Genomic DNA, 22,625 nt, shown 5'->3' with positions numbered 1-22,625 from the left:
CCCCGAACCGTCAGCACACTCAAGCTTCGGGGTGCCCCACGCAACCCCACAAGCGATGTCGCCCCCAGGCGACGAGCCCGAGACTCAACCCAAGAATTTCCTCAACACCGCGGCAACCCCCCGAATCTCCCCCACCCGAACACACTCCTGCCGAGTATGCGCCAACGTAGGATCCCCAGGCCCGAAATTCACCGCAGGCATCCCCAACGCGGCGAACCGAGCCACATCCGTCCACCCCAGCTTCGCCGCAGCCGACCCCCCAGCCGCAGCCACCAACTCCGCGGCAGCAGGCGCGGACAACCCCGGCAACGCCCCCGGCGACATATCCACCAACGTCACCTCAAACCCGGCAAACACCTCACGCACATGCGCCTCGGCCTGCTCCGCTCCCCGATCCGGCGCGAACCGATGATTAACCGTCAACACAGCCGCATCCGGCACCACATTCCCAGCCACGCCACCAGAAATAGAAGTAGCCTGCAACCCTTCCCGATAAGTCAGCCCGTCAATATCCACCACCCGAGGCGCATAAGAAGCCAACCTCCGCAACGGCTCCGCCAGCGCATGGATCGCATTCGACCCCATCCAAGCCCGAGCGGTATGCGCCCGAGCCCCAGAAGTCCGCACCTCAACCCGCAGAGTCCCCTGACACCCAGCCTCGATCACCCCATTGGACGGTTCCCCCACCACCGCCAAATCCCCAGCAAGCCACTCAGGCAGCTCCCGCTCTATCCGCCCAAGCCCATTCCGAACAGCCGCAACCTCTTCATTGTCGTAAAACACGAACGTCACATCATGGCGAGGCTCCGGCAAAGTAGCGGCCAGATGCAAAAACACCGCGTCCCCGCCCTTCATATCCACCGACCCAAGCCCGTGCAACACCTCGTCGTCCCCGGCCCCAGTACGACGAGAAGGCAAGTTGGAATTCTCCGGCACCGTATCCAAATGCCCGGCGAGAATCACTCGCGAAGGACGCCCGAGATTCGTCCGCGCAAGAACGGCATCGCCATTGCGCACGACCTCCAGCTGCGGAGCCTGCTCACTCAGCGCGGCCTGCACCAGGTCCGCCAGCTTGCCCTCCTCCCCGGAGACGCTGAACACATCCACAAGGGCGGCAGTGAGCTCGGCCGGATCGGCGCGCAGGTCAAGGGAGGTCATACCGGCACCGTACCCAGCCGGCGCGGGGGCTACCGTGAGGACGTGCGCACGCGAAGCTCCCTGGTCGCTCTCGGCGTCCTCGCCCTCGTCCTCACCGGCTGCGGCAACGAGGCCGGGCCCAAGGCCCGTCCCGGAGCCGGCGATCCGGGTCCGGACGCCCTGCCGACCAAGCTTGAGGCGCTGTCGGCCGACGCCTGCTTCACCGGTCCGCAAACCCAGCTGCCCAAGGGCTGTGAGAAATACGCCACCGAGGTCGGCAACACCGCCGGTTCGGTGCACAAGCTGGCGAAAGCGGGCAAGACGGTCAACCAGCCGCTCGACCGCGACGCGACCGCGATCGACCAGGCGGTCGGCGCGTTCCGCCAGGCGGGCTGCACCACCGTGGCCGCCCCGGGCGGGGCGTGCACGCAGGCGCTGGTGTCCATCTCGACCGCGCTGACCGAGGTCAAGCAGAAGGTGAACCAGCTGGCCACCACAGGTTGATCCGGTCCGCTTCGGCTACCGTGACCAGCGTGAGCGAGCAGACCCCTGACCCCGAAACGACCGGCGCCGTCGGCGTCGGGCTGGCCACCGTCACCTCCGACGGGACCGTGCTGGACACCTGGTACCCGCACCCGAAGCTGGTCGAAGCAGGCACCAGCGGCACCGAGCGGCTGACCGCGGAGCAGACCACCGAACTGCTCGGCGAGTCCGCTGCCGCGCTGCTCGGCCCGGACACCGACCGCGGTGTCGAGGTCGTCGCGGTGCGCGTCACGATCGGCAGCCTGGCTACCGCGCCCGCCGACGCCCACGACGTCTATCTGCGCCTGCACCTGCTGTCGCACCGGCTGGTCCGGCCGCACGGGCAGAGTCTCGACGGCATCTTCGGCCTGCTGGCCAACGTCGTGTGGACGAGCCACGGCCCGTGCCCGGTCGAGGGCTTCGAGCAGACCCGGCTGCGGCTGCGGTCGCGCGGTGCGGTCGCCGTGTACGGCGTGGACAAGTTCCCGCGGATGGTCGACTACGTACTGCCGACCGGTGTCCGCATCGCCGACGCCGACCGCGTGCGGCTCGGCGCGCACCTGGCGTCCGGCACCACCGTGATGCACGAGGGCTTCGTGAACTTCAACGCGGGCACGCTCGGCGCGTCGATGGTCGAGGGCCGTATCTCGGCGGGTGTGCTGGTCGGCGACGGCAGCGACGTCGGCGGCGGCGCGTCGATCATGGGCACGCTGTCCGGCGGCGGCACCGAGGTGATCTCGGTCGGCGAACGCTGCCTGATCGGCGCGAACGGCGGCGCGGGCATCTCGCTCGGCGACGATTCGGTGATCGAGGCCGGGCTGTACATCACCGCGGGCACCAAGGTCGAGGTCGACGGCAAGACGGTCAAGGCACGCGAGCTGTCCGGCATCTCCGGTGCCGTCTTCCGGCGCAACTCCGCGACCGGCGCGGTCGAGGTCGTGCCGCGCGGCGGTGTCGGCATCCAGCTGAACGAAGCACTGCACGCCAACTGATCCAGCTCTTCGACAAGGGTGCGCTTCCCGCAGCGGAAGCGCACCCTTTCGACGTTTTCGGCGGATTCGATCTGATCGTCGCTCACCTACCATTAATCAAGTGACTTCCGAAGCGACCAGCCGCCGCCGTACTCCGGAACCGACGACGCCGGCCGCTCTCGGGCTCCCCGCCGAACCGGCGAAGGCGGGCCCCGAGGCACCGGCCGCCGCGCACGTCCGCGCCAAACTCGACCACGAACTGCGCGAACTGCTGTCCCGCGAACCGGGCACCCGGGCCGGGGCCGATCCGGAAGAACTGCACCAGATGCGTGTCGCGCAACGGCGGATGCGAAGCGTGCTGAAATCCTCGAGCGCGCTGGTCGGCGCCACCGCGGAACCCGTGCGCGCCGACCTCGGCTGGCTGGGCCAGGTTCTCGGCGAGGTACGCGACTACGACGTCCTGATCGGCCACCTGCGCGAGGTGATCGCCGACTTCGACGTCCGAGACCAACCCGCCGGACGACGGCTGGTGTCCCGCTTCGTCTCCGAACGCACCACTGCCCGCCGCCGCTTGAACCGGGCGCTGTCGAGCCCCCGGTACGCGACCCTGCTGCAGGGCATCGCCCAGCTGTCCCGCACGGCCGAGCACGAGATCGACGAGACCCCCGCCGAGAAGCCCAGTTTGGCCGCGGACGTACGGAAGCCGTACCGGAAACTGGCCCGCGCAGTCGCCGCCCTGCCCCCGAATCCCCCGGACGACGACCTGCACGCACTGCGCATCCACGGCAAGAAACTCCGCTATACCGCCGAATTGGCCCGATCGGCGGCGAAGAAGAAGCAGGCCGCGAAACTGTCCGAACTGATCAAGGCGACGCGCAAGTTCCAGACTGTGCTGGGCGATCACCAGGACGCGGTGTTCGCCGCGGAGAAGGTGCGCGGGGTGCTGCCCAACGCAGACGCCGAAATCGGCTTCGTCGCCGGACGAATCGTCGAACACGAACTCGCCAAACGCGCCCACGCCCGCGCCACCTGGCTCGACATCTGGCACCGCATCGAAGCAGCCGAACACGCAGTCAGCTAACCGACCACACGTACCCATCCGGCCGCACCAGCACCCGCTTCCCCGGTGCCCCCTCGTACGCCGCGTACGCATGCCCGCCCGCGTCCACGAATTCTCCCGTCGCACCCCGCGGCAGGATCCGGTACGCGGGATGTTCCGTCCCGAGCGGTCCGTCGCCGAAGACCAGTTCTGTCGCATGTGGACCCTGGAACAGCTCGAACAGCCGCACGCTCTTGCCGTTCGCGTCCACGAGCGGCGCGTCCGGCGCCCGGTCTCCCGGCCGTAGCGCTCCCACACCAACCGGCGACAGCGGGCCGCCCCGGTAAGTCAGATCAAGCTGCTGAGTCTCCGGCCCGCGTTCGTGCGCGTCCTCAGCACCCTCCTTGTACTTCTCCAGCAACGCGGTGCTCACCCCCAGAACCCGCGCCGCGACCGCGCGCCGTTCCGCCTCGTAGCTGTCCAGCAGCGCGGGCGATCCGTCGGCGAGTTTCCAGCCGAGGTTGTACGCGTCCTGCACGCCGGTGTTCAGCCCCTGCCCGCCGGTCGGCGGGTGTACGTGCGCGGCGTCCCCGGCGAGGAACACCCGGCCCTGCCGGAATGCCGCCGCCAGCCGGATATTCGGCCGCCACACGGTTGACCACGCCAGGTCGAGCAGCCGGATCCCGCCACCGGACACCGCGTCCAGGTGCTCCTGCAACGCGCTCAGCGAGGTGCCCGTGTCGCCGTCGCCGATCGGGGAGGCGAACTGGAAATACGGCGTCCCCGGGAGCGGCGTGAACGCGACGCCGGACATCGGATCGTCCGCCTTCGCGAACCAGTACCCCGAGTCGTGGTCGAGCCCTTCCGCCGAGACGTCGCCCAGCAGCATCCGGATCGACTCGTCGGTGGTCCCCTCGAACGCGATCCCCAGCGCCTTGCGCACGAAGCTCTTCCCGCCGTCCGCGCCGACCAGGTACTCCACGCGCACCGTCTCCCCCGTAGACAGCTCCGCGGTGACGCCCTCCTCGTCCTGCGCAAAGCCGGCCAACGCGGTGTTCAGCTCCACCCGTACGCCAAGCTCGGCCAGCCGGTCCCGGAGGATCCCCTCGGTCTGCGACTGGCCGAGGAACCAGGCGTTCGGATACGGCACCGCGGGCGTCGGCTCGACCGGCTCGGCCATCCGCCGCACCATCGTGAACTCCCCGTCGAGGTACACGCGCATCTCATGCGGCGGCACACCCGCGGCGAGCACCGCGTCCAGCACCCCGAGGTCCGCGAAAACCTCCATCGTGCGCGGCTGCAGCCCGTCCCCGCGCGAGCCGACGAAGTACTGCTCCGCCTTGTCCACCACTCGCACGCCGACCCCGCGCCGCGCCAGCTCGATCGCCAGCGTGAGCCCGGTCGGGCCCGCCCCCGCCACCAGTACCGTCATGGCCCTCTCCCATCTAACTGAATTAAGATTCACTGAATATGGATTCAGGATGCCCGCTGATAGCGTTCGCGTCAAGGGAGGTGCCGGATGACAGCGACGAGCCGCCGGGGCAAAGCCGCCGAAACGGAAACGGCGCTCAAGGACGCGGCCAAGCGCGTGTTCTCGGCCAAGGGCTACCTGAACACGAAGATCACCGACATCACCAAGGAGGCAGGCCGCGCCGCGGGATCGTTCTACAACCACTTCGCGAGCAAGGAGGAACTGCTGATCGCGCTGCTGGCCGACCTGGCCGAGGACAGCGACCAGCAGGCCATGGCCGAGGACCATCTGTCCGATTTCAGCGACCCCGCCGCGGTCCGCTGGCACGTGCGGCAGTACTGGGATTTCTACCGCGCCAACGCGCCCACGATGCTCGCGCTGCGGCAGGCGGCGATGGTGAACGAGGACTTCGCCGCCACGTACGCGAACTTCGGCGTCACCCAGGCCTCGGACGTCGAGAGCCACCTCCGGCACGTCACCGCGGCCGGCTTGCGGCTTCCGGCGAACACCCAGCTCACCATCGCGATGATGTACCAGCTGATCGACAACTTCGCGCAGATGTGGCTGGTGACCCCGCCGCCGGCGGGCTGGAAGCAGCCCTCCGACGAGGAAGCGATCGAGGCACTGACGCGGTTCGTCTACCGCGGCTTCACCGGCCGCGACTACTGAACCCCGCACACCCCACGCCGGACCGGTCGGCAGGCTCGGCCTCGCCGGTGCGCGTACGTGAGGGGAACCCTCACGTACGTCAGCAGGAGCCGAGAGAGCCGGGCGGCGCGTCCGCTAGCCCTGTGCCAGCCGCTCCGCAGCCGCTTCGATGCGCTCGTCCGTCGAGGTCAGTGCGACGCGCACGTGATCGCGACCCGCGGGCCCGTAGAACGTGCCCGGCGCGACCAGGATCCCGCGCTCGGCGAGCCATTCCACGGTGGCCTGCGCGGATTCCCCGCGCGTCGCCCACAGATACAGCCCGGCCTCGGAATAATGGATCTCGAAGCCGTTGTCCTGCAACGCCTTCCGCAGCACGACCCGCCGCGCGCGGTAACGTTCGCGTTGCCCGGCAAGGGCTTCGTCATCCGACAGCGCGGCCACCATCGCCTGCTGCACCGGACGCGGCACGATCATGCCGGCGTGCTTGCGCACCTCCAGCAGGTTCTTCACCAGCGCCGGGTCGCCCGTCACGAATCCGGCGCGGTAGCTCGCGAGGTTCGCCGACTTGGACAGCGAATGCACCGCGAGCAGGCCGTCGGTCTGTCCACCGTGGACGGACGGATGCAGCACCGACAGCGGTTCCGCCTCCCAGCCGAGCGAGAGGTAGCACTCGTCGGACACCACGACGGTGCCGCGGTCGCGCGCCCATTCGACCACCTTGCGCAGGTGGTCGACGCCGAGCACCCGGCCGGTCGGGTTCGACGGCGAGTTCAGCCAGATCATCGCCGGGCGGCGCGGGCCGAGCTGGGTCAGCCCGTCCGCGCGCACCACCTCGGCGCCCGCGAGCAGTGCACCGACCTCGTACGTCGGATACGCCAGCTCCGGGATGACCACCATGTCGCCCGGCCCGAAGCCGAGCAGCCGCGGCAGCCAGGCCACAGCCTCTTTCGAGCCGATAGTCGGCAGCACGGCGTCCGGTTCGACGCCGGTGATCCCGTACCGCCGCCGCAGCGCCGCGACGGCCGTTTCACGCAGCTCGGGCGTGCCGTGCGTGGCCGGGTAGCCGGGGATCTCCGACACCGACGCGAGCGCGGCGCGGATCGAGTCCGGCACCGGGTCGACGGGCGTGCCGACGGAAAGGTCGACGATGCCCCCGGGATGCGCCTGCGCGCGGGCCTTGACCTCGGCGAGCGAGTCCCAGGGGAAGTCGGGCAGCCGGGTCATTCGCCCTGCGGGGGCAGAGCCTTGATGAACCCCGGGTCGTGCGCGGTCTTGCCGACCTTGGAGGCGCCGCCGGGCGAGCCCAGCTCGTTGAAGAAGTCGACGTTCGCCTTGGTGTAGTCGGACCAGTTGTCCGGGACGTCGTCCTCGTAGTAAATGGCCTCGACCGGGCAGACCGGCTCGCAGGCGCCGCAGTCGACGCACTCGTCCGGGTGGATGTACAACATCCGCTCGCCCTCGTAGATGCAGTCCACGGGGCACTCGTCGATACACGCCTTGTCGAGCACGTCGACGCAGGGCTCGGCGATCACGTAGGTCACTGCGTACTCCTGGCTTCTCCTGCTGGGCCGGTCGGTGCGGACATTACGCGCTTCCCCGGCCCCCGGTGGTGGTTAGGCGACCCTTATCCCACCCCTGGAAACGGGGCGGATCCGCGCCGCTCAGCGGTCCCGGCGACGCGGTTTCGGCGCGTTCCGGGCATCGCCGGTAATGGTGAACGCGGGGCCGGCGGGCTTGCCGTCCTCGCGTTTCTCTTCGAGAGTCCGCTTGAAGCCATCGGCGATCTCGTCGACAAGCTCGTCGTTGTGCCGGTCGTCCTTGCGCGCGTAGCTCATGGGGTTCTCCTGCGGAACGGGACAGCTCTCTCCGTCACAATCTAACCGTGAACTCCCGGGAAAAGCTCGAAATCGTGTGTGCGAAAGCCTGGCCAGCGGTGGTCGAGGAGCCGCTCGGAGATTGGACTCTGCGCTGGGCGGACGGCTTCACCGGGCGCGCGAACAGCACACTCGCCGTCGGCGACCCCGGCCGTCCGGTCCCGGACGCGCTCGCGGCGGTGTGTGACTTCGCCCACGATCGTGGCATCCCGCCCGCGGTCCAGGTGCTGAAAGACAGCGATCTGGAGCGCGCGGTGGCCGCGGCGGGCTGGCGCGAACAGGTCGAGCACGCCGCCGGGCACCAGGTGTCGGTACTGACCGGTCCACTGCCGTCCGGGCCCTCGCGCGGTGCCGAGGTCCTCGACCAGGCGTCGCCGGAATGGTGGGACTTGGCCGAGAACACCACCGAGCCGAGTTCCGCCCAGCGGCACGTCGTGACCACCGGAAAGGTCGGCTACGGCGTCGTGCTGGCCGACGGAATCACCGCAGGCGCGGTGCGCGGGGCCATCGTCGACGACTGGCTGCACGTCGCCCGTCTCGCGGTCGCACCGGAGTTTCGCCGCCGCGGCCTCGCCACCACGGTGCTGCACGCGCTCGCCGGCTGGGGCCGCGCGCACGGTGCCGGCAAGTGGATCCTGCAAGTGGCGGTGGGCAACGCCGGCGCGCTCGCGTTGTATTCCGCGCTGGGCTGTTCGGAGCACCACAGGTACCGGTACTGGGGCCCGGCGCCGCGGACGTGCGAGGATCGCCAGTCGTGAAGATCGTCGTACTGGTTGGCGGGGTGGGCGGCGCCCGCTTCCTGCTCGGGGTCAAAACCGCACTCGGACTTCCCGCGATCGGCGCGGGCGAGTCTCCGCACGAGATCACCGCGCTGGTGAACACCGGCGACGACGTGTGGATGCACGGCCTGCGCATCTGCCCGGATCTCGACACCTGCATGTACACCCTCGGCGGCGGCATCGACACCGAACGCGGCTGGGGCCACGCGGGCGAGACGTGGACGGTCAAGGAGGAACTTGCCGCCTACGGCGCGGAGCCGACCTGGTTCGGGCTCGGCGACAAGGACATCGCGACCCACCTCATCCGGTCGCGGATGCTGCGCGCGGGCTATCCGCTGTCCCAGGTCACCGAGGCGCTGTGCGACCGCTGGCAGCCCGGTGTGCGGCTGCTGCCGATGTCGGACGACCGGGTCGAAACGCACGTCGTGATCGACGATCCGGACCAGCCGGAGCAGCAGAAGGCCGTGCACTTCCAGGAGTGGTGGGTGCGCTACCGGGCCGGTGTGCCCGCGCATTCGATCGTCGCGGTCGGCAACGACGAGGCCAAGCCCGGCCCCGGCGTGCTGGCGGCACTGGCCGAGGCGGACGTCGTGCTGTTCGCGCCGTCGAACCCGGTCGTTTCGGTCGGCACGACGCTCGGGGTGCCCGGGGTGCGCGACGCCCTGCGGAAAACTCGCGCCAAGGTCGTCGGGGTGTCGCCGATCATCGGCGGGAAAGCGTTGCGCGGCATGGCCGACGCGTGCCTCACCGCGATCGGCGTGGAGACCTCCGCGGAGGCGGTCGGCCGCCACTACGGAGCGCGTACCGACGGCGGCGTGCTCGACGGCTGGCTCGTCGCGCCGGAGGATCACGAGGTCACGGTGCCCGGCGTGGACGTGCGCGCGGTGCCGCTGCTGATGTCCGATGTGGACGCGACGGCGGACATGGTCCGCGCGGCGCTCGACGTGGCTGGAGTCTCTCTTGGCTGATCACGCTTCGCGGAAGATCGAGATCCTGCCGGTCCCCGGGCTGCCGGAGTTCCGTCCCGGAGACGACCTGACCGGCGCGATCGTGACCGCCGCGCCGTGGCTGCGTTCCGGTGACGTGGTCGTGGTGACCAGCAAGGCGTTCTCGAAAATCGAGGGCCGGCTCGTACGCGTGCCGAGCGACCCCGAGGCGCGCGACGCGGCCCGGCGCAAGCTGGTCGAGGAAGAATCGGTACGGGTGGTCGCCCGGATCGCGCGCACGCTGATCACCGAAAACAACCTGGGCATCGTGCAGGCCGCGGCCGGGATCGACGCGTCGAACGTGCGCGGCGACGAGGTGGCGTTGCTGCCCGCGGACCCGGACGCGTCGGCTTTGGCGCTGCGCAACGGATTGCGGGAACGGCTTGGCGTCGAGGTGGGCGTGGTCGTCACCGACACCATGGGCCGGGCCTGGCGCGTCGGCCAAACCGACGCCGCGATCGGCACGTCCGGCCTGCGCGTGCTGCACGGGTACGCCGGAGAGGTCGATTCGCAGGGAAACGAGCTGGCCGTTACGGAAATCGCGGTCGCGGACGAGATCGCCGCCGCGGCGGATCTGGTGAAGGGCAAGCTGGGCGGACTGCCGGTGGCGGTGGTGCGCGGACTGCGGATCCACGACGACGGATCCACCGCGCGGGACTTGATCCGCCCGAGCGAAACCGATCTCTTTCGCTTGGGCACCAGCGAATCCATCGCGCAGGGCCGCCGGGAAGCCGTGCCGCACCGGCGTTCCGTCCGGCAGTTCAGCGACGAGCCCGTCGACCCGGAAGCCATGCGTCGCGCGGTCGCGTCCGCACTGACCGCGCCCGCGCCGCACCACACGCATCCCGTGCGGTTCCTCTGGCTGCGCGACGAAGGCCTGCGCCGCAAGCTCCTCGACGCGATGCGCGCGTCCTGGGAATCCGACCTGACCAGCGACGGCTTCACTCCTGAGCAGATCGCGAAACGCCTGTCGCGCGGCGACATTCTCTACCGCGCACCGGAACTGGTCATCCCGTTCCTGCTGCCCGAAGGCGCGCACACCTACCGCGACGAGCGGCGAAACCGGCACGAACGCACCATGTTCACCGTCGCCGCCGGCGCTGCCGTGCAAGGCCTGCTGGTCGCGCTGGCCGCCGAAGACCTCGGCTCGTGCTGGATCGGCTCGACCATCTTCGCCGCTGATCTGGTCCGGTCCACTTTGGACCTGGACGACCAGTGGCACCCGCTCGGCGCGGTCGCCGTCGGGCATCCGGCCGAACCCGCTCCCCCGCGCGGACCGCTTTCCCCCGGCGATTGGCTGATCGAACGATGACCCTGCACGAATCCGCCGTCACCGCGCTGACCGAATGGAAGCCCGCGGCCGCGGCGCAAGAATCGCTGCGGCAAGCGTTTCTCGGCTTCCTGGCGTCGCGTTCGGACACTTGCCAGCGTTCCTGCGAGGCCGGGCACCTGACCGCGTCCGCAGTGGTCCTCGACTCGACCGGCACGCAGGTCCTGCTGACCCTGCACCCGCGCGTCGGCCGCTGGCTGCAACTCGGCGGGCATTGCGAGCCGTCCGACGCGTCCCTGTCCGCGGCCGCCCTGCGCGAGGCGACCGAGGAATCCGGCATGAGCGGCCTGCTCATCGGCGAAACGCCCGTGCACCTGGACGTCCACCCGATCACCTGCTCCCTCGGCGTCCCGACGCGGCATTTCGACGTCCGTTATGTCGTGCACGCGCCGCCCGGCGCGGAACCCGTGCGCAGCGAAGAATCCGACGACCTGCGCTGGTGGCCGGTCGACGCGCTGCCCGCGGGTTCGGAAGATCTGGCCGAACTGATCGCCGCCGCCCGTTAACCTGGACGCATGGACCTGGCGCGAACGCACCTGCACCCGGGCGACACCGGCGTCGCCATCAGCGGATGGGTGGTGCTGATCGGCTTCGCGGTGGCGTTCGCGCTGCTGGCGCTGGGCATTGTAGTGAGCATCCGACGAAAGCGGCGGCAACGATGAGCATCAGCTACGACCCGGCTTCGGCTGTTCCGTCGTTCGAACAGGTCCGGACCTCACTGGCCAGCCAGATCAACGACGGCACCCTTGCCGTCGGCACGAAACTCCCGACAGTGCGCGGACTGGCCGCGGAACTGGGCATCGCACCGAACACCGTCGCGCGCGCATACCGGGAACTCGAAGAAGCCGGACTGCTGGAAACCCGAGGCAGAGCAGGCACTTTCGTCGGCGCGACCGGTGACGAGACGCTGTCCCGGGCCCAAGCCGCCGCGGCCACGTACGCCGAGGTCATCCGGGGGTTGGGTTTGTCGGCCGAACAAGGCGTAGCGATCGCGGCGGCTGCCCTGCGCTGACTGCGGCGAGGATCTAGCCTGAGTTTGTCCATGCCCGATCTGACGGGATACCCCTGCTGAACTACGTCCTGCCGGGTGCGCTGATCCTGCTGCTGGTCGTCATGCTGGTCTTGAAATTCACGGTGGGACGGCGTAAGCGGCCACCGCAGGGCTGATCCATTCCACTGCGCGAACCCGGCGGAGCGGCCTACGATGAATCCTCGCCCAGGGGAGGATTCATCGTAGCTGTACAGCCTTGGCATCTCATCGTCTTGCTGCTGGTGGCTGGCCTGGTGGTCGCGATCGTGGTGGCGGCGCGGGCTCCGTCCAGGAAGAAACCAGGCCCGCCGCCGGGCTACTTCCCTCCGTGGCAGGGTTATCCGCCTCCCGGCCACGGCTACCCCGGTTATCCCCCGCCCGGCCCGCAACAGTCCGGCTATCCGCCGGTAGGCCCGCCGTACCCGAACGCCGCACAACCCCAGCCCGGCGCTCAGTACCCGCCGCAGCCCGGTGTCCAGCCGCAAAACCCGCAGTATCCGTACCCGCCGGGAGGCCCCGGTCAGTAGCCAGAGCGCAGCGCCGCCGCAGTCCGGCTCCTTACCGGCCGGGCAGGCACCCGCCGCGCTGACTCACATCGCCCGGTAATCCCGCAGCTCGATCCGCGGCCCGAACCTCGGCCGCCGCGCCCCGGCCGCCCCCAAATACCGGATCGCGCGCTGCCGCTGTGGCGCGTAAGGCGCGAGCAGCCGCGCCATCTCCTCGTCGTCGATCTTCCGCCCGAGCAGCGTGTGCCCGACCACTGCCGGAATGTTGTAGTCGCCGAAACTGACCGCGTCCGGATCGCCCCACGCGCGTTGGGCGATCTCCGCCGCCGTCCACACCCCGATGCCCCGCACCTTCCGCAGCCGCGCGCGTCCCTGCGCCCCTCGCAGCCGCACCGCTTCCTCCAGCCGCGGGGCCACCCGGGCCGCCTCGATCAAGGCCGTGCGGCGCTTCGCGTCCACGCCGATCCTGTGCCAGTTCCAGTCCACAATGGACCGAATCGCGATCGGATCCGGCGGTACCCGCAGGAAGTCCGGGCCCGGTCCGGGGGCGCGCGTGCCGAACCACCGGCACAGCTCCGCCCACGACCGGATCGCTTCCTTGCCGCTCACCTTCTGTTCGAGAATCGCCAGCACCAGCGCGTCCCACACCCGCCCGGTCGAGCCGAGTCGCAGCCCGGGGGTGTCGCGGCGAGCCGCGGCGATCACGTCGTGGTGCGCGACGAATCCGGTGTCGTCATCGTCCGCGCCAAGCAGTGCGGGCACGCCGTCGAGCAGGAAATCCGCGCCTTCGCCCCAAGCTTCGGCCTCGACGACGCCGTCCGGGCGGTGCAGCAGCGCCAGTGTTCCCTTGCCGCCGGGCGTGTTCGCGGCCAGCCACCAGACGCCGCGGTCGCGCCGGAAGTTCAGCGACCCGCGCCCGCGGCTCAGCGGACCCAGCACCTGCGCCAGATCCACCGGAAACCCCGGACGCCACTCCATCACGCGTCGCTCGAAAACCGGATGCCGCCGTCCGGCACCGAAACGCCGGGCCAGATCCGCACGCCGTCGAGCAGTTCGCAGCGAGCCCCCACCGACGCGCCGTCGCCGAGGACCACGCCGCGCAGCACCGCGCCTTCGCCGACCTGCGCCCCGCGGCCCAGCACCGAATTCTCCACAATCGCAGCCGGGCCGATCACCGCGTCGTCGAACACGACCGAACCGGACACTGCCGCGTCCTTCCCGACGACGGCCCGCGCACCGATCGTCGTGCCGCCGGTGAGCTTCGCGCCAGTGAAGATGGAAGCCCCGTCCAGCGCCAGAAAGTCGCCGGTCGGCCCGGCCAGCGCGGAAGTGGGCGCGACGCCGCGAACCAGATCCGCGCTGCCGCGGGCAAACGCTTCCGGGGTGCCGACGTCGAGCCAGTACGAAGAATCGACAAATCCATGCAGATGCGCGCCATTTTCGAGGAGCCCGGGGAACGTCTCGCGTTCGACCGACACCCGCCGCCCGGACGGGATGGTCTCGATCACCGGTCGGCGGAAGACGTAGCAGCCGGCATTGATCTGGTCCGTCGGCGGGTTCGGCGTCTTCTCCAGGAAGGCGGTGACCCGGCCGCCGGAATCGGTCGGCACCGAACCGAAGCGGCTCGGGTCCGGGACGCGCTGGAGGTGCAGCGTCACGTCCGCGCCGGAGTCGAGGTGGGTGCGCAGCTGGGCGTGCAGGTCAGCCCCGGAGAGGATGTCGCCGTTGAAGACGATCGCGTGGTCGGCGCGCAGCCGGTCGTAGACGTTGCGGATGGCGCCGCCGGTGTCGAGCGGTTCCTCCTCCACCACGTACTCAAGCTCCAGGCCGTGCGCGGACCCGTCGCCGAAGTACTCCTCGAACACCTCGGCCCGGTACGACGTGCCGAGCACCACATGCCGGATCCCGGCCGCGCGGATGCGGGAGAACAGGTGGCTCAGGTAGGGCGTGCCCGCCGTCGGCAGCATCGGCTTCGGCGCGGACAGCGTGAGCGGGCGCAGCCGCGTGCCCTGGCCGCCGACCAGTACGACGGCGTCCACCTCGACCTCGGACGTCACAGAAATCTCCTTTGTATCACGCACCGCTGAGCGACAAGCCGCGGGAAACGTGGGCGGCGCGGGCCCCGAGGGCCTACCCTAGACAGGAAACAGGCGGGCCTTTCCCTAGAGGCCCCGGGTCAGTCGGGAGGCCGAGGGGAATGGACCCCCGCGATCGCGCGGACGCTTTGCTCGCACGCGCACGATCCCGCGGCGCCTTCGTGGTGACGCCGGACAACATGACGTCTCCGATGGATGCCTCCAGTACCCAGCAGATCTCCGCCTCGGTGGTCTCCGGGCTGGACCCCGACACGACGACGCAGCTGCCCGCGTCGCTGATCGAAGAGAACGACCATCCGCTGGCAGGCGGCACGCGCACCCAGCCGTCGCCGCATCCGCTGGCCCAGCCGACGCCGACGCGGCCGCTCGAAATCCCCGGGGCGCAGAACACCGCACCGCAGCCGCCGGTGCCGAGCCCGGCCGGTCCGCAGACGACGACGCCGCTGGTCCCGCGCCCGCAGGCGAAGCCGGTGGCGAGCCCGCTGAAGGAACCGGCCGAGGAGGAAATGACCGGCCTGGTCCCGACGGTCAAGCAGAACAGCGGACGGTCCAATCTGTCCCGGCGGCTCGACGGGCTGTGATCCTCGCGGGGTCTCCCCCGGCCCGGGTTGCCCGGATTGCCCAGGGAGACTTCCCGTGCGGGAGGTCGCTTCTCCGCTGAGCGATCTTTACGACCGCAAAGTATTGCGGCGGCTGAGCATCCGGACGGTTCCGGAGGCACGCCGGTTGCCCGGATGTCCTTTGCGGACCGTCCGCCCAATGCCTGCGGCTCAAGGCAGTGCTACGGGCACGCTCGCGGTGCGTCGGCCCAGGTCGGCGGACGTCGGGTCTTGCTGTCCGGGTTGAGTCCCCGGCACGGGACTGTCAGCCCTTGCGGGTCTCCAGCTTCACCCGCAGCGCCAGCCCCAGCTTCACCGCCGCCAGCACCGGCTTCCACAGCAGCCCCTGGTGCCGGTCGGCGAGGTAGCGGTAGGCGCTCGCGTGGTGGGCGCGCAGCATCTTCGCCGACGCGCGCGCCGTCGAGTGGCCGCCGATGTGCATCACGCTCGACGACGGCGCGTAGACGTTCTGCCAGCCCGCCTTCGCGAGCCGGTCGCCGAGGTCGACGTCCTCGAAGTACATGAAGTAGCGGGTGTCGAAGCCGCCGACGGAGTCGAACGCCTCGCGCCGGAAGAGCTGGCAGGAGCCGGACAGCCAGCCGGACGTGCGCTCGGTGGGCGCGGCGTTTTCCTGGCGGTACTCGCGGGTCCACGGATTGCCCGGCCAGACCTTGCCGAACACGGCGTGCCCGATCCCGCGCCCGAACGAGGGCAGCAGCCGCGCGGACGGGTAGACGGTCCCGTCGAGGTCGTGGATCAGCGGCCCGAACGCCGCCCCGCGCGGCCAGCGCCCGGCGACCTCGATCAGCGCGTCGAGCGAACCCGGCTCCCATTCGAGGTCCGGGTTGACCACGACGACCCAGCCGTAGCTGTCGTCGAGCGCCGCGACGCCGCGGTTGGCGGCCGTTCCGTATCCGACGTTCTCGCCGATGCTGACGAGCGTCACGTTCTCGCGTTCGGTGGCCTTCTCCGGAGCGCCGTCGGTGGACGCGTTGTCGGCGACGACGACGTGCACGTCGCGGTCAGTCGCCTTGTCGAGCGTGTCGAGGAACTTCTCCAGCGTCTCGCCGGGGAAGTAGGTCACGGTCACGACGCCGACGCGGTCACCATACGTGCGCTGCTCAGTCACCGCGCCATTGTCCACTGCTCACCGACGGCTACGTCGGCCCACCGAACCGGTCACCCGCAGTGATTCCCAGGTCCGCCTTTCAGCTCCGCCAGTTCGTCGTCGATCAGCAGGCCCGGGTCGAACTTCATCCCGGTGAAGTGGCCGGCCAGTTCGAGCGACAGGACCCCGTGCAGGCGGGTCCAGAAGGACAGCGCGCGCCGCACCGCACCGGTTCCGGCGATGTCGCTGTCCACCCACTCGCGATGGGTTTCCAGGTGCACGTGGAACGTCGTCGCCGATTCCGGTTCGCCCAGTGCCGCGTTCGCCTCGATCAGGACTTCCATGACCTCGTTGGAGATCGCCGTCGTGTCCGGCGGCGCGTGGTAGCCGGGCACTGGCGTGCCGTAGATGAGGAAGTAGCGCTGCGGATCGGCCTTGGCCCAGTCCCGGATGACGTGCGCCAGTTCCAGCAGGTCCGCCCCGGAATCCGCCGCTGCCCGGACGGTGTCGGCGAGGCTCCGGAACGCGTCCCGGATCAGCGCGGTGATCAGCTCGTCCCGGCCGCGGTAGTACCGGTACAGCGCGGGCACGGTCATGCTCATCTGCTTCGCGATCGCGGTCAGCGACAGCGCGGGCAGCCCCGCCTCGGCGATCTGCTGCCGCGCGTGCTGCTTGATCTCCTCGCGCACCTGCTCGCGGTAACGCTCTCGCGGTGCCTGTTCGGTCATCGGCCGTTCCCCTTCGTTCCTCTGCGCCCAGTGTAGTTAATCCCCTTCACTTCCGCTATTGACGTTCACGGTCGCGAACTTGTATGGTCTTAACCATAGTTAATGATACTAACTACCACTAAGGGAGTTCACCAATGCCGAATGCCAAGCCTCGCCTGCGTGCCACGCTGCTGGCCCTTCCGATCGCCGCCGGACTGCTCGGCGCCGCACCCGCCCAAGCCGCCTCCGCGCACCCGAGTTCCCTGACCTGCCAAGGAAAAGGCATCGACCCGGCCGCCCAGCTCCAGCACCGCGCGGAAACCTTCGTCAAGGCCCCGCTGAGCACCGTGTGGCGGCTGCACACCAGTGTCGAAAGCTGGCCGCGCTGGCAAAAGCCGGTCACGAGCATGAAGCGCCTCGACCCCGGCCGCCTGCACCCCGGTTCGCGATTCCGCTGGAGCACCCCCGCTCCGCCCACACCCTCGACCCCGGCCACCACACTGGTCATCACCTCGACCGTTCACCAGGTCAAGCCCGGCCAGTGCATCCGCTGGTCCGGCCCGGCGATCGGCCAGGGCCTGCGGATCGACAACGGAACGCACGTCTGGAACTTCGTCCCGGTGCGCGGCGGAGTCCTCGTCCGCACCGAAGAAAGCTGGACCGGCCAGCAGATCGAGGCCGACCCGGCCACCGCGATCAAGTACCTGGCCCCTGGCCTGGACCTCTGGCTCGCCGAGTTGAAGACCGCCGCCGAAGCTCGCTGCCACCGCTGAACCCGATCCGGCGAAGGAGAATCGTCATGACCGTGTCCCGCGCCTCGCTGCCCATCCTGATCACCGCCTGGTCCGTTCCGGCTCTCGTCCTCGGACAGTTCGCCTTGCTCTCCGGTATTCCGTTGATCGCGCTTCTCGTCTCCAGCCTGCGCAATTCCCAGCCGCGCGCGCTGCGCTGGTGGTCCGCCGGACTGGCCGCGGTCTATCTCGGAGTGCTCGCACTTTGGGCATTAAGTCCGGAAAGCGCGCCGAGTTTGTCTCAATCCATGAATCCGGCGGTCACCGCATTCTTCGTCGCGAGCGGAGTCGCGGTCGCTGTCGCCCACCACGTCCGCGAACGCCCCAGCCCGGTTAACTGAAACTGGTAACCTCGAAACCACCAGCCATAAAGAGGGGCCGATGAAAACCGTCGCCATCGAGGAGCACTGGACCACCCCCGGCATCGACCGGATGCTGCGCACCGAATCCGGAGACCCGAGCGTCGCGCACAACGACCGGGGCGACCTCCCCGGGCGACTGCTCGACATCGGCGACCAGCGCGTCGCGTGGATGGACGAGGCGGGCATCGACGTCCAGATCCTCTCGATCGCGCCGCCGGGAACGCACGGATGCCCGGTCCCGCGAGGCATCGAGCTGAGCCGCGAAGCGAACGACCTCGCCAGCGAGGCCGTCGCGAAGCACCCCGACCGCTTCCGTGCCATGACAACCCTGCCGATGTCCGATCCGGACGCGGCACTCGCCGAGTTGCAACGGACCGCGAAGGATCCGGCGCACGTCGGGATCATGTCCTACGGCCGCAGCGGCGATCGCCCGCTGGACGATCCCGCGTACGACGAACTGCTCGCCGCGGCCGCCGCACTCGGCAGGCCGGTCTTCGTCCACCCGCAGATCCCGGTGGAGTCAGTCCGCCAGGCTTCCTACAGCGGCTACAGCCCGGAGCTCGACCTCGGGCTGGCCACGTACGGCCTCGGCTGGCACTACGAGGCCGGGCTCGCCGTCATCCGGCTGATCCTGCGCGGAACGTTCGATCGCCTCCCGGAGTTGCAGGTCGTCCTCGGCCACTGGGGCGAGGTGGTCCTCTTCGCACTGGACCGCATCGACAGCCTGTCGCACACGGCCACGCATCTCGAACGTCGCGTCTCCGAGTACTTCCGCACGAACATTCACCTCGCGACCAGCGGAATGCTCGTCCCGCGCATGCTGCGCAACGCACTCGAATACACGAGTACCGATCGAATCCTGTTGTCCGGCGATTATCCGTTCCATCAGGTCCAGGCCGCGGCTGTCGCGGAATTCCTGGAGAAATTGCCCGAGGAGGAAGATCGGGAAAAGATCGCGCACGCCAACGCGGAAGCCCTTTACGGCCTCTGTTAACGGTTGCGCAAATGCTGATGCCAGGCTTTTCCGTAAGCCTCGCGGTGCCGATCCGCCGTGGTCGTCCACGAGAATTCCTTGGCGCGCCGCTGCGCCGCGGAAGCCAGTACTGAGCGACGCGACGGATCGGCCAGCAACTCCGTCAGCGCCGCGGCGACATCGCCGGCACCGACACCGCAGTACGCGACCGCGTCGCCGCCGACTTCCGGCAGGGAGAGGCGGCGCGTGGTCAGTACTGCGGCACCGCAGGCCATCGCTTCGAGCACCGGCAGCCCGAAACCTTCGCCGAGGCTCGGATACGCCACAAGCTCGGCGCCGCCGAGGAACCCGGCGAGCGTCCCGAACGGCAGATACCCCGCGCGAATCACCCGAAGCCGGTGCGGCACCGCGTCCAGCGCACGCTCCACCTGGGTGTCCCAGCCAGGCTGCCCAGCGAGCACGAGCGCCGGCGCGTCCCGCTGCCCGGCGACCGCGCGGGCGTAACCACGGATCAGCGCGGGCACGTTTTTCCGCGGTTCCAGCGCCCCGAGGAACGCGATGTACGGCGTCGCGCCGAGCCCGACCGCCTTCCGCGCCGCCGCGACCTCCTCCGGGGACGGCGGATGGAACCGTTCGCTGTCGACGCCGTGATGGATGATCTCCAACTCCGCGTGCCGCACTGGGCTCACTCGGGCCAGCTCCACCGCTGTCGCGTGACTGGGAACTACGCAGAGTGTCCCCCGCCGCAGCGCGGTGGCAGTCCACGCGCGAAAGAACCGAGCCTTGACTGACGAGTGCAGGACCGCGTCGGTGAAGAACGTCGCGTCATGCAGCGTGACCACCGAAGCGGCCCCGCTGGCGAGCGGCATCGTGTAATGCGGCGAGTGCACGACGTCCGCGGCGAGCCGGCGCACCAGCCGGGGCAGGGTGGCCTGTTCCCAGGTCAGCCGGGCGGTGCGCGTCGAGGTCGCCGGCGACGCGGCGACGATTCGGGAACTGGGCGCGAGCTGACCGTAAAGCGGCAGGTCACGCGGCTGACAGACCACCGTCAGCCGGGCCCCGTCCTGGTCGAGCGCGCCGACGAGCGAGTCCACGTACCGGCCGACCCCGCCCCGATCCGCGGGCACCGCGGTCGCGTCGATCAGCACACGGGGATCACCGGTCACGAGTGCAGCGTACGGCGATCACTCACCGCACAGGTCAGGAACCGGCAAACTCCCGCCGACTCCGGGCGCCGCCACCCTCGCCCACCTGCGCTCACCCGTCTGGGTTCACCCGACCGTGTCAAGTCGATCGCAAGCTGCACCCGGCGGCCCGACCGCCGACGTCGCCTCGGCCGCGGCGCCCCGCGAACGCCCGCACCCGCTCCCTGCCCAGTTTCGACAGTTCCACCGCTTCGCCGCCTGCCATCGGCCTCGCGACGCTGCCAGCCCGGCCACCACCGAGGGTTCGACCAGCGCCGGAACCTTCGCCAGCACCCCGGCACCCGACCGCCGACGCAGCTGCCGAAGCCCCGGCCGCCACCCCACCCACAAACCCGTCGTCCGCCACCCCACCCACAAACCCGCCGTCAGCCACCCCACCCACAAACCCGCCGACAGCCAACCCGCAAGCCCTCAGCCACCCCACCCGCAAGCCCGCCGTCAGCCCGCCCGCCGATGCGCCGCCCACACCGCCTCAGCCGCCGCCCGCCAGGTGAACGTCCGTGCCCGCTCGCGCCCCAGTTTCGACAGCTCCGCCGCCTTGTCCGGCGACAGCAGCACCTCTTTCAGCGCCCGAGCCAGCGCGTCCGCGTCCCCGCGCGGCACCACCAGCCCCGCCCCGCCGGAGACCTCCACCAGGGCCGGGACGTCCGTGTGCACCACCGGCACCCCGATCGCCATCGCTTCCAGCAGCGGCAGTCCGAAGCCCTCCGCGAGGCTCGGCATCGCCAGCACGCTCGCCCCGCGCAGCGCGGTCGCCAGTTGTGCGTCGGTCACCTTCCCCAGGACCCGCACCGATTTCAGGCCGCGGTCGGCCGCCAGCCGCACCGGGTCGATGCCACCCCAGCCGGGCTGGCCTGCCAGCACCAGGCCGACGTCGCCGGCCTCGTCCGTGCCGTCGAGCTGCGCCACCGCGTCGACCAGCACGTCCATGCCCTTGCGCGGTTCGATCGTCCCGACCGCCAGCACGTACCGCGACGGCAGGTCAAGCTGAGCAGCCCCCTCCGGCACGGTCACCCCGTGCGGCACAACCCGCACCGGGACGTCCACGTCCAGCAGCACCGCCAGCTCGTCGGCGACCGCTCGGGTCGGCACGATCAGCCCGGACGAGCGCCGCGCGGCCCGCGCGATCATCGACCGGTGCCAGCTGACGCCGCGCGCGGTCAGGGTCTCCGGATGCGTCCAGGGCACCGTGTCATGCACGGTGACGGTCAGTGTTCGCCCAGCCGGGGGACGGGGCGGCGCGAACGGGGTCGGCGCGTGCACCGCGTCACCGCCCGGCCACCAGCGCAGGCCCAGCTGCCACAGCGCGACCAGCGCCCTCGGCGGCAGCGGCAGCACGCTCGGCCCTTCGACCCCCTCGATCCGTGCGGCGGAGACGTCCGCGTGCCGCGCGACCACGCTGGACACGGTCCAGCCGGGCGGCGCGGTGCGGGCGAGCGCGGGCAGCAGTTCGGCGGTGTACCGGCCGGTGCCACCCGGAACGGGGGCGAGCAGTTGCTCGGCGATCACGACCAGTTCGGGCACGCCGCTATTCTCTCCCAGGTGACCAGCGCGGAATCCGGCACCACCGTCGTCGTGGTGACCTGGCGTGGGGCAGCCCACCTCACCGCGTGCCTCGACGCGCTCGCCGCCCAGGATCGTCCACATCGGACACTCGTGGTGGACAACGCCTCAACCGACGGCACCGCAACGATTCTCGCCGCGCACCCCAGCCATCCGGAGGTGCTCCGGCTCCGTCGCAACACCGGTTACGCCGGCGCGATGGCCCACGCGCTCGAACGCATCGACACCCCGCGCGTCGCCTGGCTCAACGACGACGCCGCCCCCGAGCCGGACTGGCTCGCCAACCTCGAAGACATCCTCGACAGCCAGCCGCTCGCCGCCGCCGTCACCTCCCGGCTCGAACTGCCCGACGGCAGCACTCAGTCCACCGGTGTCCGGCTCACCGCCGACGGCCATGGTGCCGACCTCACCGAACCCAGCGACGAGGTCTTCGGCTTCTGCGGCGGTGCCGCACTGCTGCGCGCCGACGCCGTGCGCGCGGTCGGGGGCGTCCCGGCGAGCTTCTTCTGTTACTACGAGGACACCGACACCGCGTGGCGGCTGCGGCTGGCCGGATGGCACGTCGCCGCCGCGCCGAAAGCACGGGTCCAGCACCTGCACGGCGCCAGCACGAACCCCGGTTCGCCGCAATTTCACGGCTGGAACGAACGCAACCGACTGCTCATGCTGCTGCGCTGCGCACCTGCGAAAGTCGCGATCCGGGAACTGGCCCGCTTCGCCGCGATCACCGCTGCGCTTCCGCTGCGCCGGCACCGCCCGGGCGCGGCGAACTTCGATCCCGCGCTGCGTGTGCGGGTGCTGGCGGAGGTTGTCCTCCGGCTCCCCCGCACGCTGCGGGAACGCGGTCGCGTGAGCCGGATCTCGGCGCTGGGCCGAGGCGCGATCTGGGATGCCTGGGCTGGCCTTTAAGCTGGGCGGAAATTCGACG

General features: G+C 70.1%; 27 protein-coding genes. 16 read left to right on the top strand and 11 right to left on the bottom strand.

Going from position 1 to position 22,625, the window contains the following annotated elements; all coding sequences use genetic code 11:
* Positions 1-84: 84 nt before the first annotated feature.
* On the bottom strand, positions 85-1,158 hold the full coding sequence (gene dapE, locus A4R44_RS34210) for a succinyl-diaminopimelate desuccinylase (protein WP_067589978.1): 1,074 nt from the start codon (positions 1,156-1,158) through the stop codon (positions 85-87).
* A gap of 42 nt (positions 1,159-1,200) precedes the next feature.
* Between dapE and A4R44_RS34205 the strand changes: the two genes are divergently transcribed.
* The 3 genes from A4R44_RS34205 to A4R44_RS34195 all read left to right on the top strand — a co-directional run bounded on the left by A4R44_RS34205 (position 1,201) and on the right by A4R44_RS34195 (position 3,711).
* Positions 1,201-1,641, top strand: coding sequence for a hypothetical protein (locus A4R44_RS34205; protein ID WP_067589975.1), 441 nt, complete (start codon positions 1,201-1,203; stop codon positions 1,639-1,641).
* Positions 1,642-1,670: 29 nt separating this feature from the next.
* The gene (gene dapD, locus A4R44_RS34200) at positions 1,671-2,651 is read left to right on the top strand and encodes a 2,3,4,5-tetrahydropyridine-2,6-dicarboxylate N-succinyltransferase (RefSeq protein WP_067590025.1); all 981 of its coding nucleotides are present in this window, start codon (positions 1,671-1,673) and stop codon (positions 2,649-2,651) included.
* Positions 2,652-2,751: 100 nt separating this feature from the next.
* The gene (locus A4R44_RS34195; RefSeq protein ID WP_067589972.1) at positions 2,752-3,711 is read left to right on the top strand and encodes a CHAD domain-containing protein; all 960 of its coding nucleotides are present in this window, start codon (positions 2,752-2,754) and stop codon (positions 3,709-3,711) included.
* Here A4R44_RS34195 and A4R44_RS34190 read toward each other — a convergent pair.
* Positions 3,704-5,101, bottom strand: coding sequence for an FAD-dependent monooxygenase (locus tag A4R44_RS34190; protein ID WP_067589968.1), 1,398 nt, complete (start codon positions 5,099-5,101; stop codon positions 3,704-3,706). The genes A4R44_RS34195 and A4R44_RS34190 overlap by 8 nt on opposite strands.
* A gap of 87 nt (positions 5,102-5,188) precedes the next feature.
* Between A4R44_RS34190 and A4R44_RS34185 the strand changes: the two genes are divergently transcribed.
* Positions 5,189-5,809, top strand: a complete 621-nt coding sequence (locus A4R44_RS34185; protein WP_067589965.1) for a TetR/AcrR family transcriptional regulator — start codon at positions 5,189-5,191, stop codon at positions 5,807-5,809.
* A 114-nt stretch (positions 5,810-5,923) separates the two neighbouring features.
* Here A4R44_RS34185 and dapC read toward each other — a convergent pair whose 3' ends face one another.
* The 3 genes from dapC to A4R44_RS49470 all read right to left on the bottom strand — a co-directional run bounded on the left by dapC (position 5,924) and on the right by A4R44_RS49470 (position 7,623).
* Entirely contained in the window at positions 5,924-7,012 is a 1,089-nt protein-coding gene (gene dapC / locus A4R44_RS34180; protein ID WP_067589962.1) for a succinyldiaminopimelate transaminase, read from the bottom strand.
* Positions 7,009-7,329: a ferredoxin gene (gene fdxA / locus A4R44_RS34175; protein WP_009072848.1), complete on the bottom strand. Its 321-nt coding sequence runs from the start codon at positions 7,327-7,329 to the stop codon at positions 7,009-7,011. The genes dapC and fdxA overlap by 4 nt, the downstream gene beginning before the upstream one ends.
* Before the next feature lie 120 nt (positions 7,330-7,449).
* Positions 7,450-7,623 carry a hypothetical protein gene (locus A4R44_RS49470; RefSeq protein WP_093575832.1) on the bottom strand — a complete coding sequence of 58 codons (174 nt, stop codon included), beginning with the start codon at positions 7,621-7,623 and terminating at the stop codon, positions 7,450-7,452.
* A 47-nt stretch (positions 7,624-7,670) separates the two neighbouring features.
* On the opposite strand from A4R44_RS49470, the gene A4R44_RS34170 reads away from it, so the two are divergent.
* The 7 genes from A4R44_RS34170 (at position 7,671) to A4R44_RS46535 (ending at position 12,314) form a co-directional block, all read left to right on the top strand.
* The gene (locus tag A4R44_RS34170; RefSeq protein WP_067589959.1) at positions 7,671-8,420 is read left to right on the top strand and encodes an N-acetyltransferase; all 750 of its coding nucleotides are present in this window, start codon (positions 7,671-7,673) and stop codon (positions 8,418-8,420) included.
* Complete coding sequence (cofD, locus tag A4R44_RS34165) at positions 8,417-9,409, top strand: 2-phospho-L-lactate transferase (RefSeq protein WP_067589956.1); 993 nt, start codon at positions 8,417-8,419, stop codon at positions 9,407-9,409. The genes A4R44_RS34170 and cofD overlap by 4 nt, the downstream gene beginning before the upstream one ends.
* Positions 9,345-10,739, top strand: a complete 1,395-nt coding sequence (locus tag A4R44_RS34160) for a coenzyme F420-0:L-glutamate ligase (RefSeq protein ID WP_369805997.1) — start codon at positions 9,345-9,347, stop codon at positions 10,737-10,739. Before cofD ends, A4R44_RS34160 begins: the two co-directional genes overlap by 65 nt.
* A complete protein-coding gene (locus A4R44_RS34155) occupies positions 10,736-11,263 on the top strand; it encodes an NUDIX hydrolase (RefSeq protein ID WP_067589949.1) in 528 nt (175 codons plus the stop codon). Before A4R44_RS34160 ends, A4R44_RS34155 begins: the two co-directional genes overlap by 4 nt.
* Positions 11,264-11,272: 9 nt before the next feature.
* On the top strand, positions 11,273-11,419 hold the full coding sequence (locus tag A4R44_RS46540; protein ID WP_095213793.1) for an LPXTG cell wall anchor domain-containing protein: 147 nt from the start codon (positions 11,273-11,275) through the stop codon (positions 11,417-11,419).
* Positions 11,416-11,769 carry a GntR family transcriptional regulator gene (locus tag A4R44_RS34150; protein WP_067589946.1) on the top strand — a complete coding sequence of 118 codons (354 nt, stop codon included), beginning with the start codon at positions 11,416-11,418 and terminating at the stop codon, positions 11,767-11,769. Before A4R44_RS46540 ends, A4R44_RS34150 begins: the two co-directional genes overlap by 4 nt.
* Before the next feature lie 260 nt (positions 11,770-12,029).
* Positions 12,030-12,314, top strand: a complete 285-nt coding sequence (locus A4R44_RS46535; RefSeq protein WP_304456051.1) for a hypothetical protein — start codon at positions 12,030-12,032, stop codon at positions 12,312-12,314.
* Positions 12,315-12,377: 63 nt separating this feature from the next.
* On the opposite strand, the gene A4R44_RS34145 is transcribed toward A4R44_RS46535, so the two are convergent.
* Both A4R44_RS34145 and A4R44_RS34140 read right to left on the bottom strand, forming a co-directional pair.
* The gene (locus A4R44_RS34145) at positions 12,378-13,271 is read right to left on the bottom strand and encodes a DNA-3-methyladenine glycosylase (protein WP_067589943.1); all 894 of its coding nucleotides are present in this window, start codon (positions 13,269-13,271) and stop codon (positions 12,378-12,380) included.
* The gene (locus A4R44_RS34140) at positions 13,271-14,350 is read right to left on the bottom strand and encodes a sugar phosphate nucleotidyltransferase (protein ID WP_067589940.1); all 1,080 of its coding nucleotides are present in this window, start codon (positions 14,348-14,350) and stop codon (positions 13,271-13,273) included. Before A4R44_RS34140 ends, A4R44_RS34145 begins: the two co-directional genes overlap by 1 nt.
* A gap of 140 nt (positions 14,351-14,490) precedes the next feature.
* On the opposite strand from A4R44_RS34140, the gene A4R44_RS34135 reads away from it, so the two are divergent.
* A complete protein-coding gene (locus A4R44_RS34135) occupies positions 14,491-14,970 on the top strand; it encodes a hypothetical protein (RefSeq protein ID WP_067589937.1) in 480 nt (159 codons plus the stop codon).
* Positions 14,971-15,253: 283 nt separating this feature from the next.
* On the opposite strand, the gene A4R44_RS34130 is transcribed toward A4R44_RS34135, so the two are convergent.
* The gene (locus A4R44_RS34130; RefSeq protein WP_198545541.1) at positions 15,254-16,117 is read right to left on the bottom strand and encodes a glycosyltransferase family 2 protein; all 864 of its coding nucleotides are present in this window, start codon (positions 16,115-16,117) and stop codon (positions 15,254-15,256) included.
* 50 nt (positions 16,118-16,167) lie between these two features.
* Complete coding sequence (locus tag A4R44_RS34125; protein ID WP_067589934.1) at positions 16,168-16,824, bottom strand: TetR/AcrR family transcriptional regulator; 657 nt, start codon at positions 16,822-16,824, stop codon at positions 16,168-16,170.
* Between the two features lie 134 nt (positions 16,825-16,958).
* On the opposite strand from A4R44_RS34125, the gene A4R44_RS34120 reads away from it, so the two are divergent.
* From A4R44_RS34120 to A4R44_RS34110, 3 genes are read left to right on the top strand one after another with little or no spacing between them, the layout of a single operon-like run.
* A complete protein-coding gene (locus A4R44_RS34120; RefSeq protein ID WP_067589931.1) occupies positions 16,959-17,576 on the top strand; it encodes an SRPBCC family protein in 618 nt (205 codons plus the stop codon).
* 26 nt (positions 17,577-17,602) lie between these two features.
* Positions 17,603-17,935: a hypothetical protein gene (locus tag A4R44_RS34115; protein WP_067589928.1), complete on the top strand. Its 333-nt coding sequence runs from the start codon at positions 17,603-17,605 to the stop codon at positions 17,933-17,935.
* Positions 17,936-17,975: 40 nt separating this feature from the next.
* Positions 17,976-18,950, top strand: coding sequence for an amidohydrolase family protein (locus tag A4R44_RS34110; protein WP_067589925.1), 975 nt, complete (start codon positions 17,976-17,978; stop codon positions 18,948-18,950).
* Here A4R44_RS34110 and A4R44_RS34105 read toward each other — a convergent pair.
* The gene (locus tag A4R44_RS34105) at positions 18,947-20,077 is read right to left on the bottom strand and encodes a glycosyltransferase family 1 protein (protein WP_067589922.1); all 1,131 of its coding nucleotides are present in this window, start codon (positions 20,075-20,077) and stop codon (positions 18,947-18,949) included. The genes A4R44_RS34110 and A4R44_RS34105 overlap by 4 nt on opposite strands.
* Before the next feature lie 495 nt (positions 20,078-20,572).
* The gene (locus A4R44_RS34100) at positions 20,573-21,658 is read right to left on the bottom strand and encodes a glycosyltransferase family 1 protein (protein WP_067589919.1); all 1,086 of its coding nucleotides are present in this window, start codon (positions 21,656-21,658) and stop codon (positions 20,573-20,575) included.
* Positions 21,659-21,676: 18 nt separating this feature from the next.
* On the opposite strand from A4R44_RS34100, the gene A4R44_RS34095 reads away from it, so the two are divergent.
* Positions 21,677-22,606 (top strand): glycosyltransferase family 2 protein, encoded by a 930-nt coding sequence (locus A4R44_RS34095; RefSeq protein WP_095213791.1) that lies wholly within the window; start codon positions 21,677-21,679, stop codon positions 22,604-22,606.
* Positions 22,607-22,625 lie beyond the last annotated feature (19 nt).

Origin of the sequence: Amycolatopsis sp. M39 (genome assembly GCF_001651785.1) — a bacterium.
GTDB classification, from domain to species: Bacteria; Actinomycetota; Actinomycetes; order Mycobacteriales; family Pseudonocardiaceae; genus Amycolatopsis; species Amycolatopsis rubida.
The sequence above is the reverse complement of the archived record's forward strand: the minus strand, read 5'-3'. Positions and strand labels throughout refer to the sequence as shown.